We start from the raw sequence: 22204 nt of genomic DNA on the forward strand, positions 1-22204 counted from the left end.
CAGGCTCAGGCTCAGGCTCAGGCTCAGGCTCAGGCTCAGGCTCAGGCTCAGGCTCAGGCTCAGGCTCAGGCTCAGGCTCAGGCTCAGGCTCAGGCTCGCCGATGCTTGGACTCGGTTCAGAAGCGGTGTGCGGGACGGAACTGAGTGCGCCCGTCGGCGAATCCGGTTCAGGGATCGCGTCGCTGGCGACGAGCGTCACTTCGTTCAGACGGGCGCGCGCATCGAAGGCTTCCCCGCATTGCCCGCAACGAACCCAACCGTCCGCGATGCGAAGCTGGTCCGCGACGACCCGAAAGCAGGTGCCGCAGGCCGGGCATTGAGTCATCTGGCTCTTGCTCATCGGTGCAGACGTCCGATCCTGCTGCATGCGCTCGCCCTTGGCTCTGCTTCAGGCCCGTGCCGTCATGAGGATCCAGCCGTCTTCCTCGTCAGCCACGTGCAGTGAGAGGTAGGGGGCATAGGCATCCTTCAGCTCGTCGGCCTGGCGCTGCAAGATGCCTGCCAAAACCAAATTGCCTCCCGGAGCGACCAGCCGACTCAGCAAGGGTGCCAGAACCTTGAGGGGCGTGGCCAGGATATTCGCAACGACGGTTTCATAGGGTCCGCTTGCCGCCTCCGGCGCACCCGCGATGAGTTCGACGCGATTGGACTCGGCGTTGAAGCGGGTGGCCTCGATCGCTGCAGGGTCGATATCGACGGCTTCGACCCGCGTGGCGCCATGCATGGCCGCGGCAATGGCGAGAATGCCGGAACCGCAGCCATAGTCGATCACCCGTCCAAGCTCGCCTTCATGGGCCGCGATCCACCGCAGGCACATCCGGGTGGTGGGGTGGGTACCGGTGCCAAAAGCCAAGCCCGGGTCAAGGCGGATCGCACGCTGGGCTTGCGGAGGTACTTCGTGCCAGGTGGGCACGATCCAGAAGCGATCGGTGATGGATACGGGTTCGAACTGGGACTGCGTGAGCCGGACCCAGTCCTGGTCGGCGATGGCGCGCACCCCGACGATCTCGCAGGCTGCAAAAAAATCCTGCGCGCGCAGCACGGCCGCGGCGTGCTCTGCCTGCTGCCGCTCGGCAAACAGGGACGCGATGCGCGAGCGCTGCCAAGCTTCGCTGGGTGGCGGCAGGCCAGGCTCGCCGAAGAGCGCCCGCTCCTCGGGCGTGCCAGCGTCCGCATCCTCGACAGCGACACTGAGCGCGTCGAGCGCCTCGAGGGCATCGCTGAGGAGCTCGACATGGTCCTCAGGGCAGGTCAGTATGAGTTCAAACATGGCAGCGGCTCGCCGGCGGACACCGGCTCAAAATGGAAACAAGCGTGGGCCGGTCGATCGGCAGGCCTTCAGCGGGCTTGACGGATGCCGCTGCGCTGCTCCAGCCACTCTTCCAGATAGTGAATGTTCGTCCCACCTGCCATGAATCGCGCGTCGACGAGCAACTCTCGATGCATCGGCACATTGGTTTGGATGCCTTCCACGACGGTTTCGAGCAAGGCCGTTTGCATGCGTGCAATGGCCTGTTCCCGAGTGTCACCGTGAACGATGATTTTGCCGATCATCGAGTCATAGTTCGGTGGAACGAAGTAGTTCGTGTAAACATGGGAGTCGACCCGAACCCCCGGCCCTCCCGGTGCATGCCACATGGTGACCCGACCTGGCGAGGGCATGAACCGGTACGGATCCTCGGCGTTGATCCGGCACTCGATGGCGTGTCCCCGGAATTGGATCTGTCGCTGCGTGAACGGCAGTTTCGCCCCGGCAGCAACCATGATCTGCGTTCGCACGATGTCGATCCCGGTGATGAGTTCGGTCACCGGATGCTCGACTTGTACGCGGGTGTTCATTTCGATGAAATAGAACTCCCCATTCTCATAGAGGAACTCGAAGGTGCCTGCCCCGCGATAGCCGATTTTCTTGACGGCGGCAACACAGCGCTCGCCGATGCGCTCGATCAAGCGACGCGGAATGTCGGGGGCCGGGGCTTCTTCAATGACCTTTTGGTGGCGGCGCTGCATCGAGCAGTCGCGCTCACCGAGATAGACGGCGTTCTTGTATTTGTCGGCGAGGATCTGGATTTCGATGTGGCGCGGATTCTGGAGAAACTTCTCCATGTAAACCGCGGGGTTGCCGAAGGCCGCGCCGGCTTCGGCCTTGGTCATCTGAACGGCGTTGACGAGCGCCGCCTCGGTGTGCACGACCCGCATGCCGCGTCCGCCACCGCCGCCCGCCGCTTTGATGATCACGGGATAGCCGATGCTTTTCGCAATCCGACGGATCTCGGCCGGGTCGTCGGGCAATGCGCCGTCCGATCCCGGAACGCAGGGCACGCCGGCGCGGATCATCGCCTGCTTGGCCGAGACTTTGTCGCCCATGAGCCGAATCGAATCGGCAGTCGGGCCGATGAACTGGAACCCGCTCTTTTCGACGCGCTCGGCGAAGTCGGCGTTTTCGCTCAAAAAACCGTATCCGGGGTGGATGGCCTCGGCATCCGTCACCTCAGCGGCCGAGATGATGGCCGGCATGTTGAGGTAACTGAGCGCGGCCGGTGCTGGCCCGATGCAAACCGCCTCATCGGCCAGCTTCACGTACTTGGCGTCGCGATCGGCCTCGGAATACACCATGACCGCTCGAATGCCGAGTTCGCGGCAGGCGCGCTGGATGCGCAAGGCGATCTCCCCGCGATTGGCGACCAGAATTTTCTTGAACATGCTGGGGCGCCCGGCTCAAGCAATGACCATCAGTGGCTGGCCAAACTCGACCGCCTGCCCGTTTTCGACGAGGATTTCCACCACCGTTCCCGAGCAATCGGCCTCGATTTCGTTGAGGATTTTCATGGCCTCGATGATCCCGACGGTGTCGCCCTCTTTCACGACACTGCCCACCTCGACGAAGGGCGCTGCCCCGGGGCTTGAGGCGCGGTAGAAGGTGCCGACCATGGGCGACTTGACCACATGCCCTGCGGGCGCCGCTGCGGGCTCGGCCGCGGCCGCCGGAGCTGCGGCGGGCGCCGCCGGTGCGGTCGCGACGATCGAAGCTGGAGCCGCACTCGGGGCCGCTGGCACCGCGACCACCGGCGCGAGCGGCTGCGCCTTGACGATGCGGACCTTGCCTTCGGCTTCGGTGATTTCGAGTTCGGAAACATTCGACTCCGAAACCAAATCGATCAGTGTCTTCAGTTTGCGCAGATCCATACCGTCTCCAGTTTTCTGTGACAAAGTGCGCAAATGTACTCGATTTCGCACGATCTTCGGCAAACGTCGCCGAACAGCAGGGAACGGATGCCGCGCCTTCAGCCGAAGAAGGTTGGGCGCGCCGCCAAACCTCCGCTCAGCGGGCGCTTGCGTCGACCGGGAGTTGCGCCCAAGCGGCCAGGTCGTCGGGGCTGAGCTTGCCCATTTTACGCTGCAGCACCGCGCCGTCCCGGTCGAACACGACCGTGTACGGCAGGCCGCCCGTGGCATTGCCCAAGGCCTTGGCCAGTTCCGAGCCCCCGAAGCCGGCAAGACCGACGGGCAGGCTCAGCGGGCGCTGCGCCAAGAAGGCGCGCACCGCGCTGGGCTGATCGATCGCCAGACCGACCACCGCCCATCCACGAGCCTGTTGCGCGCGGTAAAACCCGTCGAGCAGCGGCAGCTCCGCGACACAGGGAGGGCACCAGGTCGCCCAGAAATTGAGCACCAGCCGTCGCCCGCGGAACTGCGCCAGCGCGAGTTCACCGCCCTCCGGCCGCTCGAAGGTTTGCTGCCAGAACGTGGCCTCGGGCCCGACCCCAGCCCCCAGCGTCCCGTCACCAGGGCGCAAGCGCCAAGCGGCAAACCCGGCCCCGGCCAGCGCCGCAAGCGCGCCGACCGTTGCCACCACGGAGCGGCGGCGCAACGGCACCGCGGCCCGATCCGAAGCTGAATCATGCATCGTCCGTTCTCTCCAAACAGGCGCGGACAGCCGCCAAGTCGCCCCGGCGCGTGCGCCCACGGCCGTCGACACGCGCGCGTTGACGCAGGTCGTCCGCATCAAAAATCAGCATCTGCACGCCGACCGGTTCGGGCCAGTCCGCCACACGCTCCTGGACCCGCAGGGCCGCGATGGGCTCCCCCCGAACACCGGTCGCGACCCCGGCGTCGAACCGCACGCCTTGGTTGATCAAGGCGATTTCGGCCATCTTCGGGTCGTCGCAGAACAACTCCAGGCAGACGTCCGAATGGCGCGTCGCCGTTCCCTGCCACACGGCACCGACCAAATAAGGGCGAAACTCGACCAAGCGTTCCATCCAGCGCGCGGCCAGGCTGCGCAGCGCCTGCAGTTCCTGCGGCTGGGTGTCGCCGCAAAACGCTTCGAGGTAGTCGCGCACGGCGTCTTCGAGCGCGGCATTGTCGGGTAAGGTCGCGCGGGCTCCGAGACGAAGCAAGCGGGCGGCCCGCTGCTTGGCCGAGGCGTAATCCAGGCCCTCTTCGACCACCAGGCGGGCAGCGACCCGGGTCAGCTCATCCAAAATAGCGTCCATCACGCGGATTGTGAGGCCGGCGACAAACCCGCGGGCGCGTAAGGCGACCCGACCGGCGCCCCTCCCGAGTTCCAGCCGCCGCGCTTTCCCACCTGTTTGACGAACGACCTGCCATGCATCTTCACATCCTCGGTATTTGCGGCACCTTCATGGGCGGCCTCGCCGCGCTCGCCCGCGAGGCCGGGCATACCGTCACCGGCTGTGACGCCGGCGTCTACCCGCCGATGAGCGACCAGCTGCGCGCACTCGGCATCGATCTCATCGAGGGCTTCGGTGCCGACCAGATGGCGCTGCGCCCCGACGTGTTCGTGGTCGGCAATGTCGTGAGTCGCGCCCGGCTGCCCGATGGCACGCCGAAGTTCCCGCTGATGGAAGCGATCCTCGACGCCGGCGCTCCCTACACCAGCGGCCCGCAGTGGCTTTCCGAACACGTGCTGCAGGGCCGCCATGTGCTGGCGGTGGCGGGCACCCACGGCAAGACGACGACGAGTTCCATGCTGGCCTGGATCCTCGAGCATGCGGGGTTGCGGCCCGGCTTCCTCATCGGCGGCGTACCGTTCAACTTCGGCACCTCGGCGCGGCTCGGCGCATCAGGCGCATCGGCGGCGCCGCGCGGGGCCGCCGAGCGACCGCTGTTCGTGATCGAAGCCGACGAGTACGACACCGCGTTTTTCGACAAACGCAGCAAGTTCGTGCATTACCGCCCGCGCACGGCGGTGCTGAACAACCTCGAGTTCGATCATGCCGACATCTTCGAAGATCTGGCCGCGATCGAGCGTCAATTTCACCACCTCGTCCGCACCGTGCCATCGAGCGGGCGCGTCATCTACAACGCGCTGGAGGAAAGCCTGCAGCGGGTGCTGGCCCAAGGCTGCTGGAGCGAGCTGCGCAGCTTCGGCAGCGCCGTGGCCGACTACACCGCCGAGGGCGAGCCCGACGCCTTCACGGTGTTGCGTCGGGGCGAGCCCGTGGGCCAGGTGCAGTGGGGCTTGAGCGGTGTGCACAACCAGCTCAACGCGCTCGCTGCCATCGCCGCGGCCGAACATGTCGGGGTGAGCGCCGCGCAAGCCGCCGAGGCACTGGCGCAGTTCGGCAACGTGCGCCGACGCATGGAAGTGCGCGGCCGCGTGGCGCGCGACGGCGGTTCGATCACCGTCTACGACGACTTCGCCCACCACCCCACGGCCATGCGCACCACCCTCGACGGCCTGCGGCGTCGCATCGGACCGCAGGCGCGCATCCTCGCGGTGTTCGAGCCGCGCAGCAACACCATGAAGCTCGGCACGATGAAGGCCCAGCTGCCCTGGGCGCTCGAAGACGCCGATCTCGCGTTTTGCCACGCCGGCGGCCTCGACTGGGACGCCCGCGCCGCACTCGCACCGCTGGGCGACCGCGCGCAGGTCGCCGACGATCTGCCCACGCTGGTGCAGCAGGTCACCCAGGCCGCCCGCGCCGGCGACCACATCCTGTGCATGAGCAATGGCAGCTTCGGCGGCGTGCACCAGAGGCTGATCGAAGCGCTGCAAATCCGATAGCAATACATCGACATTTCACGCCGGTATCCGGCGCGAAAGCCTGCAAAATGCGCTGATCGGCTCAGAACGTGACCGACTGCGCACGCAGGTCCACGGTCACGCGGGTACGGCCGAGCGCGGCGCAAGCGGCGCGCGCAAAGGCCTGACCCCAGGCCGGGTCCGTCCAACGGGTGGAACCGGCGGCTTGCGCGATGGCGAGAACCTTGTCGGCCAGCAGAACCTTGCCGCTGGCTCGCAGGGGCTCGCAGTCGAGTTCGATGAATGCGGCGTCCAGCCAAGCGCGCGCCGCCTCGGGCGTGAGCGAGGCCGGATCATCGGACGCATAAAAAAATTCCTGGCCGTCTGGGCCGATCAGCGTAAGGCCTTGGTACATGGTGGCTCTCCTACGGCTTCAGGCAACGCTGAACAAGTCCCTCGCGCGCCGCACATCCCGGCTGCAGGCGCGCACCATCGCGGGAACCTATTCAGCGTTGCCTTCATTTTGCCTGTTTGCGCCTCGCCCGAACACCCTGGGCGAGCATGTCGAGCACGCCGACCGAATCGGCCCAGCCGAGGCAGGCGTCGGTGATGCTCTTGCCATACTCGAGCGCAGCGACGTCGTCCTTGCCCGCGGTGAATTTCTGTGCGCCCGGCTGCAGATGGCTCTCGACCATGACGCCGAAGATCTGACGCGAACCGGCCGCGAGCTGGCCGGCGATGTCGCGGGCCACCTCGATCTGGCGCTCATGCTGCTTGGCGCTGTTGGCGTGGCTGCAATCGACCATGAGCGAGGGGTGGAGCTTTGCGGCTTCGAGCTCTTTGCACGCCGCAGCGACGCTGGCCGCGTCGTAGTTGGTGTGTTTGCCGCCGCGCAGGATGACGTGGCAATCCTTGTTGCCCTTGGTGCGCACGATGGCGACCTGGCCGTTTTTGTGCACCGAGAGGAAATGGTGCGGACGCGCCGCGGCCTGGATGGCGTCGATGGCGATCTTGAGGTTGCCGTCGGTGCCGTTTTTGAAGCCGATCGGCGCCGACAGGCCCGAGGCGAGCTCGCGGTGCACCTGGCTCTCCGTCGTGCGCGCGCCGATGGCGCCCCAGCTGATGAGGTCGCCGATGTACTGCGGGCTGATCACGTCGAGGAACTCGCTACCGGCCGGCAGCCCCAGGCGGTTGATTTCGATGAGCAGTTGGCGCGCGATGCGCAGGCCTTCGTCGATGCGGTAGCTCTCATCGAGGTAGGGGTCGTTGATGAGTCCCTTCCAGCCAACCGTCGTGCGCGGCTTCTCGAAATAGACCCGCATGACGATTTCCAGCGTGTCGGCATGGCGTTCGCGCTCGGCCTTGAGGCGGCGGGCGTAGTCGATGGCTGCGGCCGGGTCGTGGATGGAGCACGGACCGATGACCACCAGCAGCCGGTCGTCTTTGCCCGACATGATGTCGTGGATGCGGCGACGCGTGTTGGCGATCAGTGTCTCGACGGGGGTGCCGCTGATCGGGAAGAAGCGGATCAGGTGTTCGGGCGGCGGCAGCACGGTGATGTCCTTGATGCGTTGGTCGTCGGTCTGGCTGGTGCGGTCGGCGGGACGCGGCGACCAGACGTCGGTGCTGGCCTGAGGCTTGGGGGTCATCGGAGGGCTCCTGGAATCGAACGTTGGGATGAGGGAAGGTTGTGAGCGGCCAAGAAAAAACCGCCGGGCGGTGACGCTGCGGCGGTTTTTTCGAGGGGTTGGGGGTGCTTACGCGTTCGCCTCTCGTCCGCCGGGGACAGAGAACCAAAAGTAAAAACCAAAAGCGAAGCGCAACAACATGCGAGGAACTTTAGCACATGAATCTTGAAGCCAGGCTTACGCGGTGCCGCCCACGGTCAGCCCGTCGATACGCAGGGTGGGCTGGCCCACGCCCACGGGCACGCTCTGCCCTTCTTTGCCGCAGGTACCCACGCCGGAGTCGAGCCGCATGTCGCGCCCGATCATGGAGACGCGCTTGAGCACGTCGGGCCCGCTGCCCACCAGCGTCGCGCCCTTGACCGGGTATTGGATCCGGCCGTTTTCCACCCAGTAGGCTTGGCTCGCGCTGAAGACGAACTTGCCGCTGGTAATGTCGACCTGGCCGCCGCCGAAATTGGTGGCGTAGAGGCCGCGCTTGATGCTGGCGACGATTTCCTCGGGCTCGTGCGCGCCGCCGAGCATGTAGGTGTTGGTCATGCGCGGCAGCGGCACATGGGCGTAGCTCTCGCGGCGACCGTTGCCGGTGGGCTTGACGCCCATGAGGCGGGCGTTCGTGGCATCTTGGATGTAGCCCTTGAGGATGCCGTCCTCGATCAGCACCGTGCGCTGAGTGGGATGGCCTTCGTCATCCACGTTGAGCGAACCGCGCCGGTCGGCGAGGGTGCCGTCGTCGAGCACGGTCACGCCCTTGGCCGCCACGCGCTGGCCGATGCGCCCGGAAAAGGTGCTGGAGCCCTTGCGGTTGAAATCGCCCTCGAGGCCGTGGCCGATGGCCTCGTGCAGCAGGATGCCGGGCCAGCCCGGGCCGAGCACCACGGTCATCTCGCCCGCCGGCGCGGGACGCGCCTCGAGATTGGTGAGCGCGGCGCTGACCGCCTCGTCCACATACTGCGCAAGCACCGCATCGTCGAAGTAGCCCAGGCCAAACCGGCCGCCGCCGCCGGCAAAGCCCGACTCCCGCCGGCCCTGCTGCTCGGCAATCACCGAGACCGACAGCCGTACCAGCGGCCGCACGTCGGCGGCGAGCGTGCCATCGGCGCGCGCGATGAGCACCACGTCGTACTCCGCCGCGAGGCCAGCCATCACCTGCACGATACGCGGGTCGCGGCTGCGCGCCATCTGCTCCACCCGCCCGAGCAGCGCCACCTTGGCGTTGCTATCCAGCGTGCCGATGGGGTCCACCGGGCCATAAAGCTTGCGGCTGCGCGCCACCTTGCGCGCTGGCGTGCGCACACGCCGGTTCTGCGCGGCCTGGGCGATCGAGCGCACGGTGCGGGCGGCATCCATCAGGGATGCCTCGGAGATGTCGTCCGAGTAGGCAAACGCGGTTTTCTCGCCGCTGACCGCCCGCACGCCCACGCCCTGGTCGATGCTGAAGCTGCCGGTCTTGACGATGCCTTCTTCGAGGCTCCAGCCTTCGGAACGGGTGTATTCGAAATATAGGTCGGCGTCGTCCACCTGACGCAGTCGGATCTCCGCGAGCGCGCGGCTCAGGTGCGCCTCGGTCAGGCCAAACGGTTCGAGCAGCAGCGCCTGCGCGGTGGCCAGGCGCTCGAGGGTGGGTTCACGCGAAATCATGGCTTCATTGTAGGCAGCCGCGGCCCGCCGCCCCGGCGCAGGGAATTGCGGGTGACGCCGAACCCGCCCCCAAATCCGCCCCTCACTCAGCACCCGTCAGGAGGGCATGAGCCGCTTGGCGCGGGCGATGGACATCAGCATGCCCAGTGCCAAGCCGAGCGTGACCATGGCGGTGCCGCCGTAGCTGATGAAGGGCAGCGGCACGCCGACCACCGGCAAGATGCCGCTGACCATGCCCATGTTGACGAAGGCGTAGGAGAAAAACATCACCGCGATGGCGCCTGCGAGCAGCCGGGTAAACAGCGTGGGCGCCTGCGCTGCGATGTAGAGCGCACGCAGGATCAGCACCGCAAAAGCCGAGATCAGCACCAGATTTCCCAGCAGGCCGAATTCCTCGCTGAACGCCGCGAAGATGAAGTCGGTCGTGCGCTCGGGCACGAATTCGAGGTGCGTTTGCGTACCCTGCATGAAGCCCTTGCCGGTGACGCCGCCCGAGCCAATGGCAATCATGCCCTGGATGATGTGAAAGCCCTTGCCCAGCGGATCGCGCGTGGGGTCGAGCAAGGTGCAGATGCGCTGTTGTTGATAGTCGTGCAACAGCGGCCAGCGCACGCCGTCCGCACACCAGTCGTCACCAAAAATCGCGAGCGCCGCCACGCCGGCCAGACCGAGCAGCACCGGCGGCAGCACCAGCTTCCAGCTCAAGCCCGCAAAGAAGATGACCGACAGGCCCGAGGCCAGCACCAACATCGCGGTGCCCAGGTCCGGCTGCTTCATGATGAGCCCGACCGGCACCACCAGCAGCAGCCCGGCGACGAGAAAGTCCACCGCCCGCAAGGCACCCTCGCGCTTTTGGAACCACCAGGCGAGCATCAGGGGCATGGCGATTTTCATGATTTCGCTCGGCTGGATCACCACCCCGACGTTGAGCCAGCGGCGCGCGCCTTTCTTCGTCAATCCGAACAGCGCCACCGCAACGAGCAGCGCCACGCCCACCGTGTAGAGGGGCACGGCCACGCTCATGAGGCGCTGCGGCGGCACCTGAGCCACGACGAACATGATGAAGCCTGCCAGCAGCATGTTGCGCGCGTGGTCGACGAAGCGCGTGCCGTGGTCGTAGCCCGAGGAATACATCGCAAGCAGCCCCAGGCCACAGAGGACGAACACGGCAAACGCCAGCGGCCCATCGAAGCCGCGCAGCATCGGCGAGAGGCGTTGCCACAGAGGGGGGCGGTCGAAAACAGCGGCCATGGGCGCGAATTATCGACGCTGCGGCGGCTCTCTATGATGGTGGTCCATGCGTCCTGAGCCCATCACCCATCTGCTCTACCTGCACGGCTTTCGCTCCTCGCCGCAATCGGCGAAGGCGCGGCATTTGGAGGCGCTGATGCGCGCGCACCACCCCGACGTGCACTGGTGGTGCCCGGCCCTGCCCGCCTCACCGCGCGAGGCGCTGGCCCAGGTGTTCGAGGGCGTGGCCGACTGGCCTGCCGCACGCATGGGGGTGGTCGGCTCCTCGCTGGGCGGTTTTTATGCGACCGTCGTGGCCGAGCGCCTGGGTTGCCGGGCTGCGTTGATCAACCCGGCCGTCTACCCCGAGCGCGATCTGGCAGCCTACATCGGCGAGCACAGCGTCTGGCAGGACCCGCAGGCGCGTGTGTTCTTCCGACCCGAATATGTCGATGAACTGCGCGCGCTCCACCCGGGAGCGTTGCAGCAGCCCGAGCGTTATCTGGTCTTCATCGCCAAAGGCGACGAGGTGCTCGACTGGCGCGAGATGTTCGCGCGCTACGGCTCCGCCCAGGTCGAGCTCATCGACGGCGGCGACCATGGCCTGAGCGATTTCCCGACGCGGGTGCCGCGGCTGCTCGCGCATTTCGGACTCGGCCAAGACCCCGCAGCCGACTGAGAGGCTGAGAGGGAATTGGTCATGCCCGCTTTGACGCCCCAAAACACGCCAGAGGGCGTTGCAAATGCGCGCCGTAGCCCGAGCTACGGCTGTGCTTTGCGCCTACTCGGGCGCGTTTTGGGGCGCCCCTTCGGGCACGCCCAATTCCCTCTCAGCCTCTGACGACTGGCCGCCGAAAGCTGGGACAATCCGACCCCATGCATGCATTGTTTGAAGACACGGGCAAATTCCTCGTCGGTCGGGTGCTCTCCGAAGCCGAAAGCTCGGCTCAAATCGAGCTCGACAGCGGCAAACGCGTCAAGGTCAAGGCGCATAACATCCTGCTGAAGTTCGACAAGCCCGCACCGGCCGAATTGCTGGCGCAGGCGCAGGCGCTGGCGGCGCAGATCGAGCTCGATCTGGCCTGGGAATTCGCCCCTGAGGACGAGTTCGGCTACGCCGACCTGGCACAGGAATATTTCAGCGCCCAGGCTACGGTGGTCGAGCGCGCGGCGACCTTGCTGCGGCTGTTCGAAGCGCCGCACTATTTCCGCCGCGCCGGCAAAGGGCGTTTTCGCAAGGCCAGCGCCGAGGTGTTGCAGCAGGCGCTCGCCGCCATCGAGAAGAAGAAGCAGGTCGCCGCGCAAATCGAAGCCTGGGCCGCTGAACTCGCCGCCGGCCGCTGCCCCGAGCCGATCCGCAGCCAGCTCTACAAAATCCTCTTCCGGCCCGACAAGAACGCGCCCGAGTACAAAGCCGTGGTCGAAGCCGCACGGCAGACGCAGCGCTCGCCGCTGGCGCTGCTGCAAGCGGCCGGCGCCATCGCCTCGCCCTACGAATTCCACTGGCAGCGCTTTCTGTTCGAGCACTTCCCCAAGGGGACGGGCTTTCCCGAGGTTCAGGCGCCGGCGATCGCCGAGGAGTTGCCGCTCGCCGAGGGCGTCGAGGCCTATTCGATCGACGACTCGCACACCACCGAAATCGACGACGCGCTCTCGGTGCAGGGCTTGGGCAGCGGCAAGGTCACGGTGGGCATCCACATCGCCGCACCGGGCCTGGCGATCACGCCGGGCAGCGCGCTCGACCAGCTCGGTCGCAGCCGCCTGTCCACCGTCTACATGCCCGGCTACAAGATCACCATGCTGCCCGAGGCCGTGGTGCAGGCCTATACGCTCTCCGAAGGGCGCGCGGTGCCGGCGGTGTCGCTCTACGTGACCGTCGACGAGGCGACGCTGGCGATCGAGGGCCATGAAACCCGACTCGAGCGCGTGCCCATCGTCGCCAACCTGCGCCACGACCAGCTCGATGCGGTCGTCACCGCCGAGTGGCTGGAAAACCCCGAGATTTCGAAAGAAAACCCGGTAACGCCGGCGTCAATCGGTCACTCGACGCTCTCATTTTTATATCGACTGGCGCAGCACCTCAAGGCCGGCCGCGAGCAGGTGCGCGGCAAGCCCGAGAACTTCAACCGGCCGGATTACACCTTCCGGCTGATCGGCAACGACGGTGCCGTCCCCACCGGCGAGGAGCGGGTGGACATCACGCCGCGCAAACGCGGCGCGCCGCTCGACCTGATCGTGGCCGAGGCCATGATCCTGGCCAACAGCACCTGGGGCCAGTGGCTGGCCGAACTCGGCGTGCCCGCGATCTACCGCAGCCAGGCCTCGATGGCGCCTGGTGTCAAGGTGCGCATGGGTACCAAGGCGCTGCCGCATGCCGGCCTGGGTGTGCCGGCGTATGCGTGGAGCACCTCGCCGCTGCGTCGCTACACCGACCTCGTCAACCAGTGGCAAATCATCGCTTGTGCCCGCCACGGTCGCACCGCCGCGCTGGCCGCGCCGTTCAAGCCCAAGGATGCCGAGCTGTTTTCCATCATCAGCGCCTTTGACGCCGCCTACAGCGCCTACAACGGCTACCAGGCCGCGATGGAGCGTTTCTGGACGCTCAAATACCTCGAGCAAAACCAGATCACGGAACTCGAAGCCACGTTGCTGCGCGACAACGGCGGCGGTGTCTGGCTGGCCCGTGCCGACGCGCTGCCGCTGGTGTTCACGACGCTCGGCGGCGGTGCGCTCGAGCGCGGCGCGCGGGTACGCGTCAAACTTGGCGCCATCGACGAGATCACGCTCGATGTGAACGCGACCGTGCTCGAGCGGCTCGACGCCGCACCCGACGGGGCGGCACTCGCCGAGGCCGAAGACGAGGGCGAAGAAGATGGTTTAGAGGCCGAGGTCGCCGCCGGCCCGATCGCCATCGCGCTCGAGGTCGAAGAGCCCGCGGCCGAGCCGCCCGCCGGGAACGCCATCGCCAACGAAACGGAGCCCGACACGCCGTGATGCCGGATCTGCTTCGACGCCTCGACACCTTGCACTGGGCACTGCTCGCGTCCGTGCTCGTGCATGGCGTGCTGCTCACGATCCGCTTCGTCGACCCCGAGCGCTTCGACCGCCTGTTCGAGGACACGCCGCTCGAAGTCATCCTCGTCAACGCGAAGAGCACCGAGAAGCCCGACCCGCGTCACGCGCAAGCCATTGCGCAACACGCGCTCGCCGGCGGCGGAGACGCCGAGCGCGGCCGCGCCACCACGCCAACCCCGGCGTCGGCGTTGACCGAACTCGGGGACGACGCCGAAGAAGAGCAAAAGCGCATCGAAGCCTTGCAGCAGCGGCAGCAGCAGCTCATGGCCGAAATCCGCCGCCAGCTCGACAGCCTCAACATGCCGCGCGCGCCGGCCGACCAGGCAGACACCGCCGACCGGGCCATCGAGGAGCGGCGCCGCCAACTGCTGCAACTGCTGGCTGAAATCGAGCGCCGCATCAACCAGGAAAACGCCCGGCCGCGCAAGCGCTTCATCAGCCCCTCGACCCGTGAGGCCGAATACGCGGTGTACTACGACCGCCTGCGCCGGAAGATCGAAGACAAAGGTACCGAGAACTTCCCCGAACTGGCCGGCCAGAAACTCTATGGCGAATTGACGATGATCGTCACGGTCGACCAACAGGGTCGCGTGGTACGAACCGAGGTCGTCGAGAGTTCCGGCAACCGAGCCCTGGATCGCCGTGCCGAGGCCATCGCCCGAGAAGCCGGGCCATTCGGCCGCTTTTCGCCGGAAATGCGCCGCAAGAGCGACCAAATCGTCGTCGTCTCGCGCTTCAAGTTCACGCGCGAAGACACGCTCGAGACCAAACTGCGCGAGCAATGAACCCACCCGATCGTTATGCCGTCGTCGGCCATCCCGTGGCCCACAGTCGTTCGCCCTGGATCCATGCCCGCTTTGCACAGCTCACGGGCGAGCCCATCGTGTACGAGGCAGTGCTCGCCCCGCTCGACGGGTTCGCGCAGACGCTGACTCAGCTGCGCGCGCAAGGCCTGCGTGGCTGTAACGTCACCGTGCCGTTCAAACACGAAGCCGCAGCCCTCGCGCACGAGCGCAGCCCCGCCGTGGCGTTGGCGGGTGCAGCCAACACGCTGAGCTTCGACGGCGAGCGCATCGTCGCGGACAACACCGACGGCGCAGGCCTCGTTGCCGACCTGACGCGCAACGCCGGCGAGACGCTGGCGGGCCGCGATCTGCTGCTCATCGGCGCGGGCGGCGCCGCGGCCGGCGTGCTGGGGCCGCTGCTGCGCGAGCGACCCCGCCGGCTGGTCGTTGCCAATCGCACCGTCGGGCGGGCACAGGAACTCGTCGACCGGCATGCTGCCCTTGCAGCAGCTGGCGGCACCGAACTGCTCGCGTGCGCCACCGACGCGGCCCGGCTGGCCAGCGGCTTCGACCTCGTGATCAATGCGACGTCCAGCAGCCTCGCCGGGGCCACATCCCCCGTGGATGCGACGGTGCTGCGCCCCGAAGCGCTGGTGCTCGACATGATGTACGGCCCGGCGGCGCGTGCCTTCCTGGCTTGGGCCGAGCGGCACGGCGCCCGCACCCGCGACGGTCTCGGCATGCTGGTGGAACAAGCCGCAGAGGCGTTTGCGCGCTGGCGCGGCGTGCGGCCGCCGACGGCGTCGGTACTCGCCGAACTGCGCGCGCGGCTCGACGAAGAGGCGCGCGCGGCGCGCACGCCCGACTGAGAGGCTGAGTCGCAGCGGGTGGCAGTGATGAAATTCTTCTCGCGTTGGGTGCTGTGGGTCGCGCTGTCCGCGCTCGGCCTGCAGCTGTTCTTTTTGGCGCGCATCGCGACCCTGGCGGTGGTCAACCCCGAGTCCACGACCTTCGAGCGCTCGGAAGCCTGGCGGCTCCTGACCCAGAAGGACCGCCTGCGCTGGAGCCAGCGCTGGGTGCCGTACGCGCGGATCTCCGATACCCTCAAGCGCGCCGTCATCGCCAGCGAGGACGCCGACTTCGTCAACCACGAGGGCGTGGACTGGGAAGCGCTCGAGAAAGCCTGGGAGAAAAACGCCCAAGCCGAAGCCGCTGCAGCACACCGCTCCGCGCTCGCCCGCGCCGCCCGCGCCGCCCGCGGGGCGCCCACGCCCAAGATCGTCGGCGGCTCCACCATCACGCAGCAGCTGGCGAAGAATTTATTGCTCTCGGGCGAGCGCACCTTGCTGCGCAAAGGACAGGAGTTTGTGCTGACGCTGATGCTCGAGGCCTTCCTCAGCAAACAACGCATCCTCGAGATCTACCTCAACCACGTCGAATGGGGCGAGGGCATTTTCGGGGCCGAGGCCGCCGCCCAGCACTACTACCGCAAGTCGGCAGCCCAGCTCAGCGCATGGGAGGCCGCGCGCCTCGCCGTGATGCTGCCGCGCCCCAAGTATTTCGAGAAGCTCCCCCAATCGGCCTACCTGAGCCACCGCGCCGAAATCATTTTGGGCCGTATGCCGGCCGTGGAGCTCCCATGAACCGCCTGCTTGCGCGCCTGGTCGGCGGCTTCCTGCTCGGCCTCGTTCGCCTGCTGACCGGGGCCCAGGCACGTTGGGTCGGCTGTCCGCCGAAGGCCGAGCAACGCATTTACTTCGCCAACCACCAAAGCCACGCCGACCTCGTGCTGATCTGGGCCGCGCTGCCCGAGGAGCTGCGCGCCATCACGCGTCCAATCGCCGCGAAGGACTACTGGACGAAGACGCGGTTTCGAAAGTGGATCACCACCGAAGTCTTCCACGCGGTGTATGTCGACCGCGAGCGTCGGGGCGACGAAGACCCCTTGGCCCCGCTGATCGAAGCCCTCGAAAAAGGGGATTCGCTCATTCTCTTCCCCGAAGGCACGCGGGGCCATGGCGCAGAGCCGCAGCCGTTCAAAGCTGGCCTCTATAGCCTGGCCCTGCGTTTCCCCGATGTCGTCCTGGTGCCCACCTGGATCGACAATGTGCAGCGACTCATGCCCAAAGGCGAATTCGTTCCCGTGCCGGTGTTGTGTTCCGTCACTTTCGGGCCGCCCATCCGGCTGGAGCCGGGCGAAGATCGCGCCGCCTTTCTCGAACGCGCCCGCGCCGCGGTGATCGCGCTTCGACAGACCTGAATCTCCGCGCATGAATCACTTCTTTCGTAGCCTCAGCGCCCACCAACAGGTCGGCGCGCTGTTTCTGATGGTGTTCGGCCTGCTCGCCCTCGCGAGCATCGTCTACACCCTGTTGGCGCTGCGGGACACGGGCGAGCCTGCCACAGCGTCGCTGCGCCAAGCCCGGCTGCGCGAGGCCCGTCGACTGCTGCGCACAACCTGGGTCATGGTGTCGGTCTTTTGGCTCGCTTGGGTGCTCGGCGGGGGCGTCGCAACCCTGTTGTTTGCCTTCGTCGCCTTCTTCGCACTGCGCGAGTTCGTCACGCTCTCGCCGCCCAGCCGGCGCGACCACCGCAGCCTCGTCCTCGCGTTTTTCGTCGTGCTTCCGACCCAGTTTTGGCTCGTCTGGACGGGGCAGTTCGACCGGTTCACCGTCTTCATCCCGGTCTACGTCTTTCTCGCGCTGCCCGTGGTCAGTGCGCTCGCCGACGACCCCGAACATTTCCTCGAGCGCACGGCCAAGCTGCAGTGGGGCATCATGGTCTGTGTCTACGGACTGAGCCATGTGCCGGCACTGCTGTTGCTGCAGTTTCCGGGCTGTGGCACGGAGCGCAATGCCTTCCTCGTCTTCTTCCTGGCCGCCGTGGTGCAAACCGGGATGCTCGCGCAGCATCTCGCCGGCCGTTGGCTGCGGCGCCCGCCCGTCGCTCCGCGAATCAGCCGGAGCTTCCATTGGACGTCATGGGGCTGGGGCATGGCCGCAGGCGGCTTGCTGGGTGGCTTGCTCGCCGGAATAACGCCGTTCAAGCCCGGCCAGGCGCTGGCGATGGCGTTGATCGCCTGCGCCTCGGGCTCACTGGGTCACTTGGTCATGAAAGCCATCAAACGCGACCGCGGCATTCCAAGCTGGGGTTCGCAAGGCCGCTCGGTCACGGGCGCGAGCGGCCTGCTCGATCGGGTCGACGCCCTGAGTTTTGCGGCGCCGGTGTTTTTTCACTCCATCCGATGGACTTTTGGTTTGCATTGAGCCTCGGGTCCGACACGGCCCTGAGACAGCACCGAGCACCGGCACGGCGTCGCATCCAGGCGGCGCGGCGCAAACTTTCAGCGTAGATTGGACACCATGCGCATTTTGGGCATCGATCCGGGTTTGCAGGTGACGGGCTTTGGCGTCATCGACACCGAAGGTTCCGCACTGGCTTATGTCGCCAGCGGCGTCATCAAGACCTCGGCCGCGCCGGTCGGCGATCTGCCCGCGCGTCTCAAGCTGCTGTTCGAGGGCATCCGGGAACTGCACGCCCGTTATCGGCCCGATGCAGCCTCGGTGGAAATCGTCTTCGTCAACGTCAACCCGCAGGCCACGCTGCTGCTCGGGCAGGCGCGCGGTGCTTGCGTCACGGCTTTGGTCGCCTGCGACCTCGCGGTGGCCGAATACACCGCGCTGCAGATGAAGCGCGCCATCACCGGCCATGGCCATGCCACCAAGGCCCAGATTCAGGAAATGGTGCGGCGGCTGCTGAACCTGCCCGCCGTTCCCCGGCAAGACGCCGCCGACGCGCTCGGGCTCGCCATCACCCATGCCCACGCGGGCGCATCCCTCGCGCGCCTCGAAGCCGCCCACCCGCTCAAGCGCACGACCAGCGGGATGTACCGTGGTGGCCGCGGGCACTGAGAGGCTGAGCCCCGTTCCCCTCGAGCGGTGCGCTCAGGCGAGCCGCTCGAGGATGAGTACGCCAAAGAACATCAAGCCCGCGACCAGCACCCACTTGAGCAATTGCAGGCCAAAACGCCGAAAACGCACCTGGCCGGTGGCGATGTAGAACGCGAACGCGGTGCCTGCGCCGAGCAAGAGCAGCAGCAGAATCCAGCGAAACAGCAGCATCGAGCCCGCCTCACCAGGCCATCGCCGGCTGCGCAAACCCGCGCGGCGCGCGTTGCTCGTCTTCGAAGCTCACCCACTCCCAGGCGTCGCGCCGCGCCAGCAAGGCGCGCAGCAGTCGGTTGTTGAGCGCATGCCCCGAGCGAAACGCGCTGTACGCCGCCAACAGGGGATGCCCGAGAAGATAGAGGTCGCCCATCGCGTCGAGTATCTTGTGCTTGACAAACTCATCGTCGTAACGCAGCCCGTCGGCATTGAGCACGCGGTAGTCGTCCATCACGATGGCGTTGTCCAGCCCCCCGCCGAGCGCCAGCCCCTTCGACCGCAGCGCCTCGACGTCGCGCGTGAAGCCAAAGGTGCGCGCCCGCGCAATGTCGCGCGCGTAGGAACCGTCGGCTAGGTCGAACATCACCCGCTGGCCGGTGGCGTCGACGGCCGGATGGTCGAAGTCGATCTCGAAACTCAGCCGAAAGCCCTCATAGGGCATCAGGCGCGCCCACTTTTCATCGGCTCCCTGACCCTCGCGCACCTCGATGGCATCGGTGACGCGCACGAAGCGGCGCGGCGCCGGCTGACGCTCAAGGCCCGCGCTGCTGAGCAAGTACACGAACGATGCTGCCGACCCGTCCAGAATCGGGACTTCTTCGGCGGTGATGTCGACATAGAGGTTATCCACCCCAAGCCCGGCGCAGGCCGACATCAGATGCTCGACGGTGAGCACCCGAACATCCCCGCGGCCGATGGTGGACGCGAGCCGGGTGTCGACGACGGCCTCGGCCGACACGGGAATGTCGACCGGTTCGGCCAGATCGACGCGGCGGAACACGATGCCCGTATCGACCGGCGCGGGCCGCAGGGTCAGCTCCACCCGTTGGCCGCTGTGCAGGCCCACGCCGACGGCACGGGTGAGCGACTTGAGCGTATGTTGAGCGAGCATCGCGCGATTGTATGAAGTCCCCGTCAACCGAGCCGGCCTGGGGACTCCATGACCTTGCAGCAACGCGGACCCAGCCTCCGCGACGCGGCGCAAGGCGCGGGTTGCAGCGCTGCCCTCAATCGGCCTGCTTGCGCAGGTAAGCCGGGATGTCGATGTCGTCCATGCCGCCCATCACCAACGCGTCGACGCGCTGGGCGGCCTGGGTGCGGTTGGGCTGGCGCCAGACCGCGGGCCGGGTGCTGATGTCGCTGAAATCGGTCGCCGCGCCCGCCATGCCTGGGCCGGTCGCCGTCGCGCCGGCCTGGGCGTGGGCGATCGGCTGGTTGTCCGTGCCGGTGCGCAGCACCTGCAGCGGCGGCGCCGTGCGCCGCGCACCCTGGCGCGACAAGCCCGTGGCGACGACGGTGACGCGGATGTTGTCCCCCAGCGTATCGTCGTACGCGGTACCGTAGATGACGTGCGCATCGGGCGAGGCGTAGGCGCGGATGGTGTTCATCGCCAGCTTCGATTCGGAGAGCTTGAGGCTGCCCTTGGCCGCCGTGATCAGCACCAGCACGCCCTTGGCGCCCGAGAGGTCGATGCCTTCGAGCAGCGGGCAGGCTACGGCCTGCTCGGCAGCGATGCGCGCGCGGTCCGGGCCGCTGGCCACGGCCGTGCCCATCATGGCCTTGCCGGGCTCTCCCATGACGGTGCGCACGTCTTCGAAGTCGACGTTGACGTGGCCCGGCACGTTGATGATTTCCGCAATACCGCCGACCGCGTTCTTGAGCACGTCGTTGGCGTGCGCAAAGGCCTCGTCCTGCGTGACATCGTCACCGAGCACCTCGAGCAGTTTTTCGTTCAGGACGACGATGAGCGAGTCGACATTGGCCTCAAGCTCGGCCAGACCCTGGTCGGCGTTGGTCATGCGGCGCCCGCCCTCCCAATCGAACGGTTTGGTCACCACGCCCACGGTCAAGATGCCCATTTCCTTCGCAATACGCGCAATCACCGGTGCCGCGCCCGTGCCCGTGCCGCCGCCCATGCCGGCGGTGATGAACAGCATGTGCGCGCCTTCGATCGCCGCACGGATGTCGTCGGCTGCCGCTTCGGCGGCTTCGCGGCCTTTGTCGGGCTTGCTTCCGGCGCCGAGCCCGCTGGTGCCGAGCTGGATGGTGCGGTGCGCCGAGCTGCGCGCCAGCGCCTGGGCATCGGTGTTCGCGCAGATGAATTCCACACCACCGACGGCGCGTTCGATCATGTGCTCGACCGCATTGCCGCCGCCGCCACCGACGCCGATCACCTTGATTTGCGTGCCTTGGTTGAATTCTTCGACTTCGATCATTTCGATGCTCATGGGGCGCTCCTTACGTTGAAACTGAAACTGAAACTCAAATGAAAACGGAATGGGATGGACTGAACCGGACCATCGGCGGCGGGGCGCGGTGGCGCGGCCGGACCGCACCACCGCTTGCGCATTCGCTTGCGCACGGCACCCCGCCGCGCGCGGGTTCCAAAGGGCATCGGGCACATGGTCAGAAATTCCCCACGATGAAGTCCTTGATGCGCCCGAAGGCGCTCTTGACCGTCCCGACCTGCCGGGCCGCCTTGAAGCCGCGGAGCCGGGCGAGCCGCGCCTCTTCCATCAGGCCGAGCACCGTGGCGCAGCGCGGCTGCGCCACCATGTCGGCGAGGGCGCCCGTGTAATGCGGCAGGCCCCGGCGGACCGGCTTGAGAAAGATGTCTTCGCCCAGTTCGACCATGCCGGGCATGACGCTCGAGCCGCCGGTGAGCACGACGCCCGACGACAGCACTTCCTCGAAACCCGACTCGCGGATGACCTGTTGCACCAGGGCGAAGATTTCCTCGACGCGGGGCTCGATGACGCCCGAGAGCGCTTGGCGGCTGATCATGCGGGGCTCGCGGTCGCCCAGACCCGGCACTTCGACCTGCTGCTCGGGGTCGGCCAGCAACTGCTTGGCGCAGCCGGCTTCGACCTTGATTTCCTCGGCATCGCGCGTGGGCGTGCGCAGCGCCATCGCAATGTCGCTGGTGATGAGGTCGCCCGCGATCGGAATCACGGCGGTGTGGCGTATCGACCCGCCCGAGAAGATGGCCACGTCGGTGGTGCCGGCGCCGATGTCGACACAGGCCACGCCCAGTTCGCGCTCATCGGGCGTGAGTACGGCCTGGCTCGACGCGAGCGGATTGAGCAAGAGTTGCTCGACTTCGAGCCCACAGCGCCGCACGCACTTGAGGATGTTTTCGGCCGCGCTTTGCGCGCCGGTGACGATGTGCGCCTTGGCCTCGAGCCGGATGCCGCTCATGCCGATGGGCTCTTTGACCTCCTGCCCGTCGATGATGAATTCCTGCGCCTCGACAAGCAGCAGCCGCTGGTCGGTCGAGATGTTGATGGCCTTGGCGGTCTCCATCACACGGGCGACGTCCGAGGGCGTCACCTCCTTGTCCTTGATCGCTACCATGCCGCTCGAGTTGAAGCCGCGGATGTGGCTACCGGTGATGCCCGTGAGCACCCGGGTGATCTTGCAGTCGGCCATCAGTTCGGCTTCTTTGAGCGCCTGCTGGATGCTCTGGACCGTCGCCTCGATGGTGACGACGGCGCCGCGCTTGAGCCCCTGACTCGGCGCAACCCCTAGGCCCGCCAGTTTGAGTTCACCGTTGGCGAGCACCTCCCCGACGACCACCATCACTTTGGAGGTTCCGATATCGAGTCCGACGACGAGGTCCTTGTATTCCTTGGCCAT

Annotated in this window: 23 protein-coding genes; 9 read left to right on the top strand and 14 right to left on the bottom strand. The window is 66.8% G+C overall.

All coding sequences use genetic code 11. The features are described from left to right. The 6 genes from EDC62_RS13065 to EDC62_RS07785 form a co-directional block, all read right to left on the bottom strand. On the bottom strand, positions 1-340 hold a 340-nt coding region (locus tag EDC62_RS13065), incomplete at its 3' end, for a zinc-ribbon domain-containing protein (RefSeq protein WP_281273845.1). A gap of 48 nt (positions 341-388) precedes the next feature. Beyond that, a complete protein-coding gene (gene prmA, locus EDC62_RS07765; protein WP_124222347.1) occupies positions 389-1270 on the bottom strand; it encodes a 50S ribosomal protein L11 methyltransferase in 882 nt (293 codons plus the stop codon). 68 nt (positions 1271-1338) lie between these two features. Next, complete coding sequence (gene accC, locus EDC62_RS07770) at positions 1339-2703, bottom strand: acetyl-CoA carboxylase biotin carboxylase subunit (protein WP_124222349.1); 1365 nt, start codon at positions 2701-2703, stop codon at positions 1339-1341. Positions 2704-2718: 15 nt separating this feature from the next. Then, complete coding sequence (accB, locus tag EDC62_RS07775; RefSeq protein WP_124222351.1) at positions 2719-3186, bottom strand: acetyl-CoA carboxylase biotin carboxyl carrier protein; 468 nt, start codon at positions 3184-3186, stop codon at positions 2719-2721. 136 nt (positions 3187-3322) lie between these two features. Next, positions 3323-3907: a TlpA family protein disulfide reductase gene (locus EDC62_RS07780; protein ID WP_124222352.1), complete on the bottom strand. Its 585-nt coding sequence runs from the start codon at positions 3905-3907 to the stop codon at positions 3323-3325. Beyond that, positions 3900-4496 carry a hypothetical protein gene (locus EDC62_RS07785; RefSeq protein WP_124222354.1) on the bottom strand — a complete coding sequence of 199 codons (597 nt, stop codon included), beginning with the start codon at positions 4494-4496 and terminating at the stop codon, positions 3900-3902. The genes EDC62_RS07780 and EDC62_RS07785 overlap by 8 nt, the downstream gene beginning before the upstream one ends. 113 nt (positions 4497-4609) lie before the next feature. On the opposite strand from EDC62_RS07785, the gene mpl reads away from it, so the two are divergent. Beyond that, the gene (gene mpl / locus EDC62_RS07790) at positions 4610-6031 is read left to right on the top strand and encodes a UDP-N-acetylmuramate:L-alanyl-gamma-D-glutamyl-meso-diaminopimelate ligase (protein WP_124222356.1); all 1422 of its coding nucleotides are present in this window, start codon (positions 4610-4612) and stop codon (positions 6029-6031) included. 61 nt (positions 6032-6092) lie between these two features. On the opposite strand, the gene EDC62_RS07795 is transcribed toward mpl, so the two are convergent. From EDC62_RS07795 to rodA, 4 genes are all read right to left on the bottom strand, one after another. Continuing rightward, on the bottom strand, positions 6093-6404 hold the full coding sequence (locus tag EDC62_RS07795) for a hypothetical protein (RefSeq protein ID WP_124222358.1): 312 nt from the start codon (positions 6402-6404) through the stop codon (positions 6093-6095). Positions 6405-6507: 103 nt separating this feature from the next. Then, positions 6508-7638, bottom strand: coding sequence for a 3-deoxy-7-phosphoheptulonate synthase (locus EDC62_RS07800; protein WP_124222360.1), 1131 nt, complete (start codon positions 7636-7638; stop codon positions 6508-6510). Between the two features lie 216 nt (positions 7639-7854). Next, positions 7855-9315, bottom strand: coding sequence for a metalloprotease TldD (tldD, locus tag EDC62_RS07805; protein ID WP_124222362.1), 1461 nt, complete (start codon positions 9313-9315; stop codon positions 7855-7857). 96 nt (positions 9316-9411) lie between these two features. Continuing rightward, positions 9412-10566, bottom strand: a complete 1155-nt coding sequence (rodA, locus tag EDC62_RS07810) for a rod shape-determining protein RodA (RefSeq protein ID WP_124222364.1) — start codon at positions 10564-10566, stop codon at positions 9412-9414. 46 nt (positions 10567-10612) lie between these two features. Between rodA and EDC62_RS07815 the strand changes: the two genes are divergently transcribed. The 8 genes from EDC62_RS07815 to ruvC all read left to right on the top strand — a co-directional run bounded on the left by EDC62_RS07815 (position 10613) and on the right by ruvC (position 18316). Then, positions 10613-11224, top strand: a complete 612-nt coding sequence (locus EDC62_RS07815; RefSeq protein ID WP_124222366.1) for a YqiA/YcfP family alpha/beta fold hydrolase — start codon at positions 10613-10615, stop codon at positions 11222-11224. A 197-nt stretch (positions 11225-11421) separates the two neighbouring features. Then, positions 11422-13539: a ribonuclease catalytic domain-containing protein gene (locus EDC62_RS07820; RefSeq protein ID WP_124222368.1), complete on the top strand. Its 2118-nt coding sequence runs from the start codon at positions 11422-11424 to the stop codon at positions 13537-13539. Next, positions 13539-14405 carry a cell envelope integrity TolA family protein gene (locus EDC62_RS07825; RefSeq protein ID WP_124222370.1) on the top strand — a complete coding sequence of 289 codons (867 nt, stop codon included), beginning with the start codon at positions 13539-13541 and terminating at the stop codon, positions 14403-14405. The genes EDC62_RS07820 and EDC62_RS07825 overlap by 1 nt, the downstream gene beginning before the upstream one ends. Continuing rightward, positions 14402-15274, top strand: a complete 873-nt coding sequence (aroE, locus tag EDC62_RS07830; RefSeq protein WP_124222372.1) for a shikimate dehydrogenase — start codon at positions 14402-14404, stop codon at positions 15272-15274. Before EDC62_RS07825 ends, aroE begins: the two co-directional genes overlap by 4 nt. Before the next feature lie 27 nt (positions 15275-15301). Next, a complete protein-coding gene (locus EDC62_RS07835; RefSeq protein ID WP_124222373.1) occupies positions 15302-16048 on the top strand; it encodes a transglycosylase domain-containing protein in 747 nt (248 codons plus the stop codon). Continuing rightward, positions 16045-16665 (top strand): lysophospholipid acyltransferase family protein, encoded by a 621-nt coding sequence (locus tag EDC62_RS07840; protein ID WP_124222375.1) that lies wholly within the window; start codon positions 16045-16047, stop codon positions 16663-16665. Before EDC62_RS07835 ends, EDC62_RS07840 begins: the two co-directional genes overlap by 4 nt. A gap of 10 nt (positions 16666-16675) precedes the next feature. Beyond that, positions 16676-17671 (top strand): phosphatidate cytidylyltransferase, encoded by a 996-nt coding sequence (locus tag EDC62_RS07845; RefSeq protein ID WP_124222377.1) that lies wholly within the window; start codon positions 16676-16678, stop codon positions 17669-17671. Between the two features lie 96 nt (positions 17672-17767). Continuing rightward, positions 17768-18316: a crossover junction endodeoxyribonuclease RuvC gene (ruvC, locus tag EDC62_RS07850; protein WP_124222379.1), complete on the top strand. Its 549-nt coding sequence runs from the start codon at positions 17768-17770 to the stop codon at positions 18314-18316. Positions 18317-18349: 33 nt separating this feature from the next. Here ruvC and EDC62_RS13000 read toward each other — a convergent pair whose 3' ends face one another. The 4 genes from EDC62_RS13000 to ftsA form a co-directional block, all read right to left on the bottom strand. Next, positions 18350-18526: a hypothetical protein gene (locus tag EDC62_RS13000; protein ID WP_170159037.1), complete on the bottom strand. Its 177-nt coding sequence runs from the start codon at positions 18524-18526 to the stop codon at positions 18350-18352. A gap of 10 nt (positions 18527-18536) precedes the next feature. After that, entirely contained in the window at positions 18537-19460 is a 924-nt protein-coding gene (gene lpxC, locus EDC62_RS07855) for a UDP-3-O-acyl-N-acetylglucosamine deacetylase (protein ID WP_124222381.1), read from the bottom strand. A gap of 115 nt (positions 19461-19575) precedes the next feature. Next, positions 19576-20796, bottom strand: coding sequence for a cell division protein FtsZ (gene ftsZ / locus EDC62_RS07860; RefSeq protein WP_124222383.1), 1221 nt, complete (start codon positions 20794-20796; stop codon positions 19576-19578). 178 nt (positions 20797-20974) lie between these two features. Then, positions 20975-22204, bottom strand: coding sequence for a cell division protein FtsA (ftsA, locus tag EDC62_RS07865; protein ID WP_124222385.1), 1230 nt, complete (start codon positions 22202-22204; stop codon positions 20975-20977).

Origin of the sequence: Tibeticola sediminis, from assembly GCF_003843835.1 — a bacterium.
Lineage (GTDB): Bacteria > Pseudomonadota > Gammaproteobacteria > Burkholderiales > Burkholderiaceae_C > Tibeticola > Tibeticola sediminis.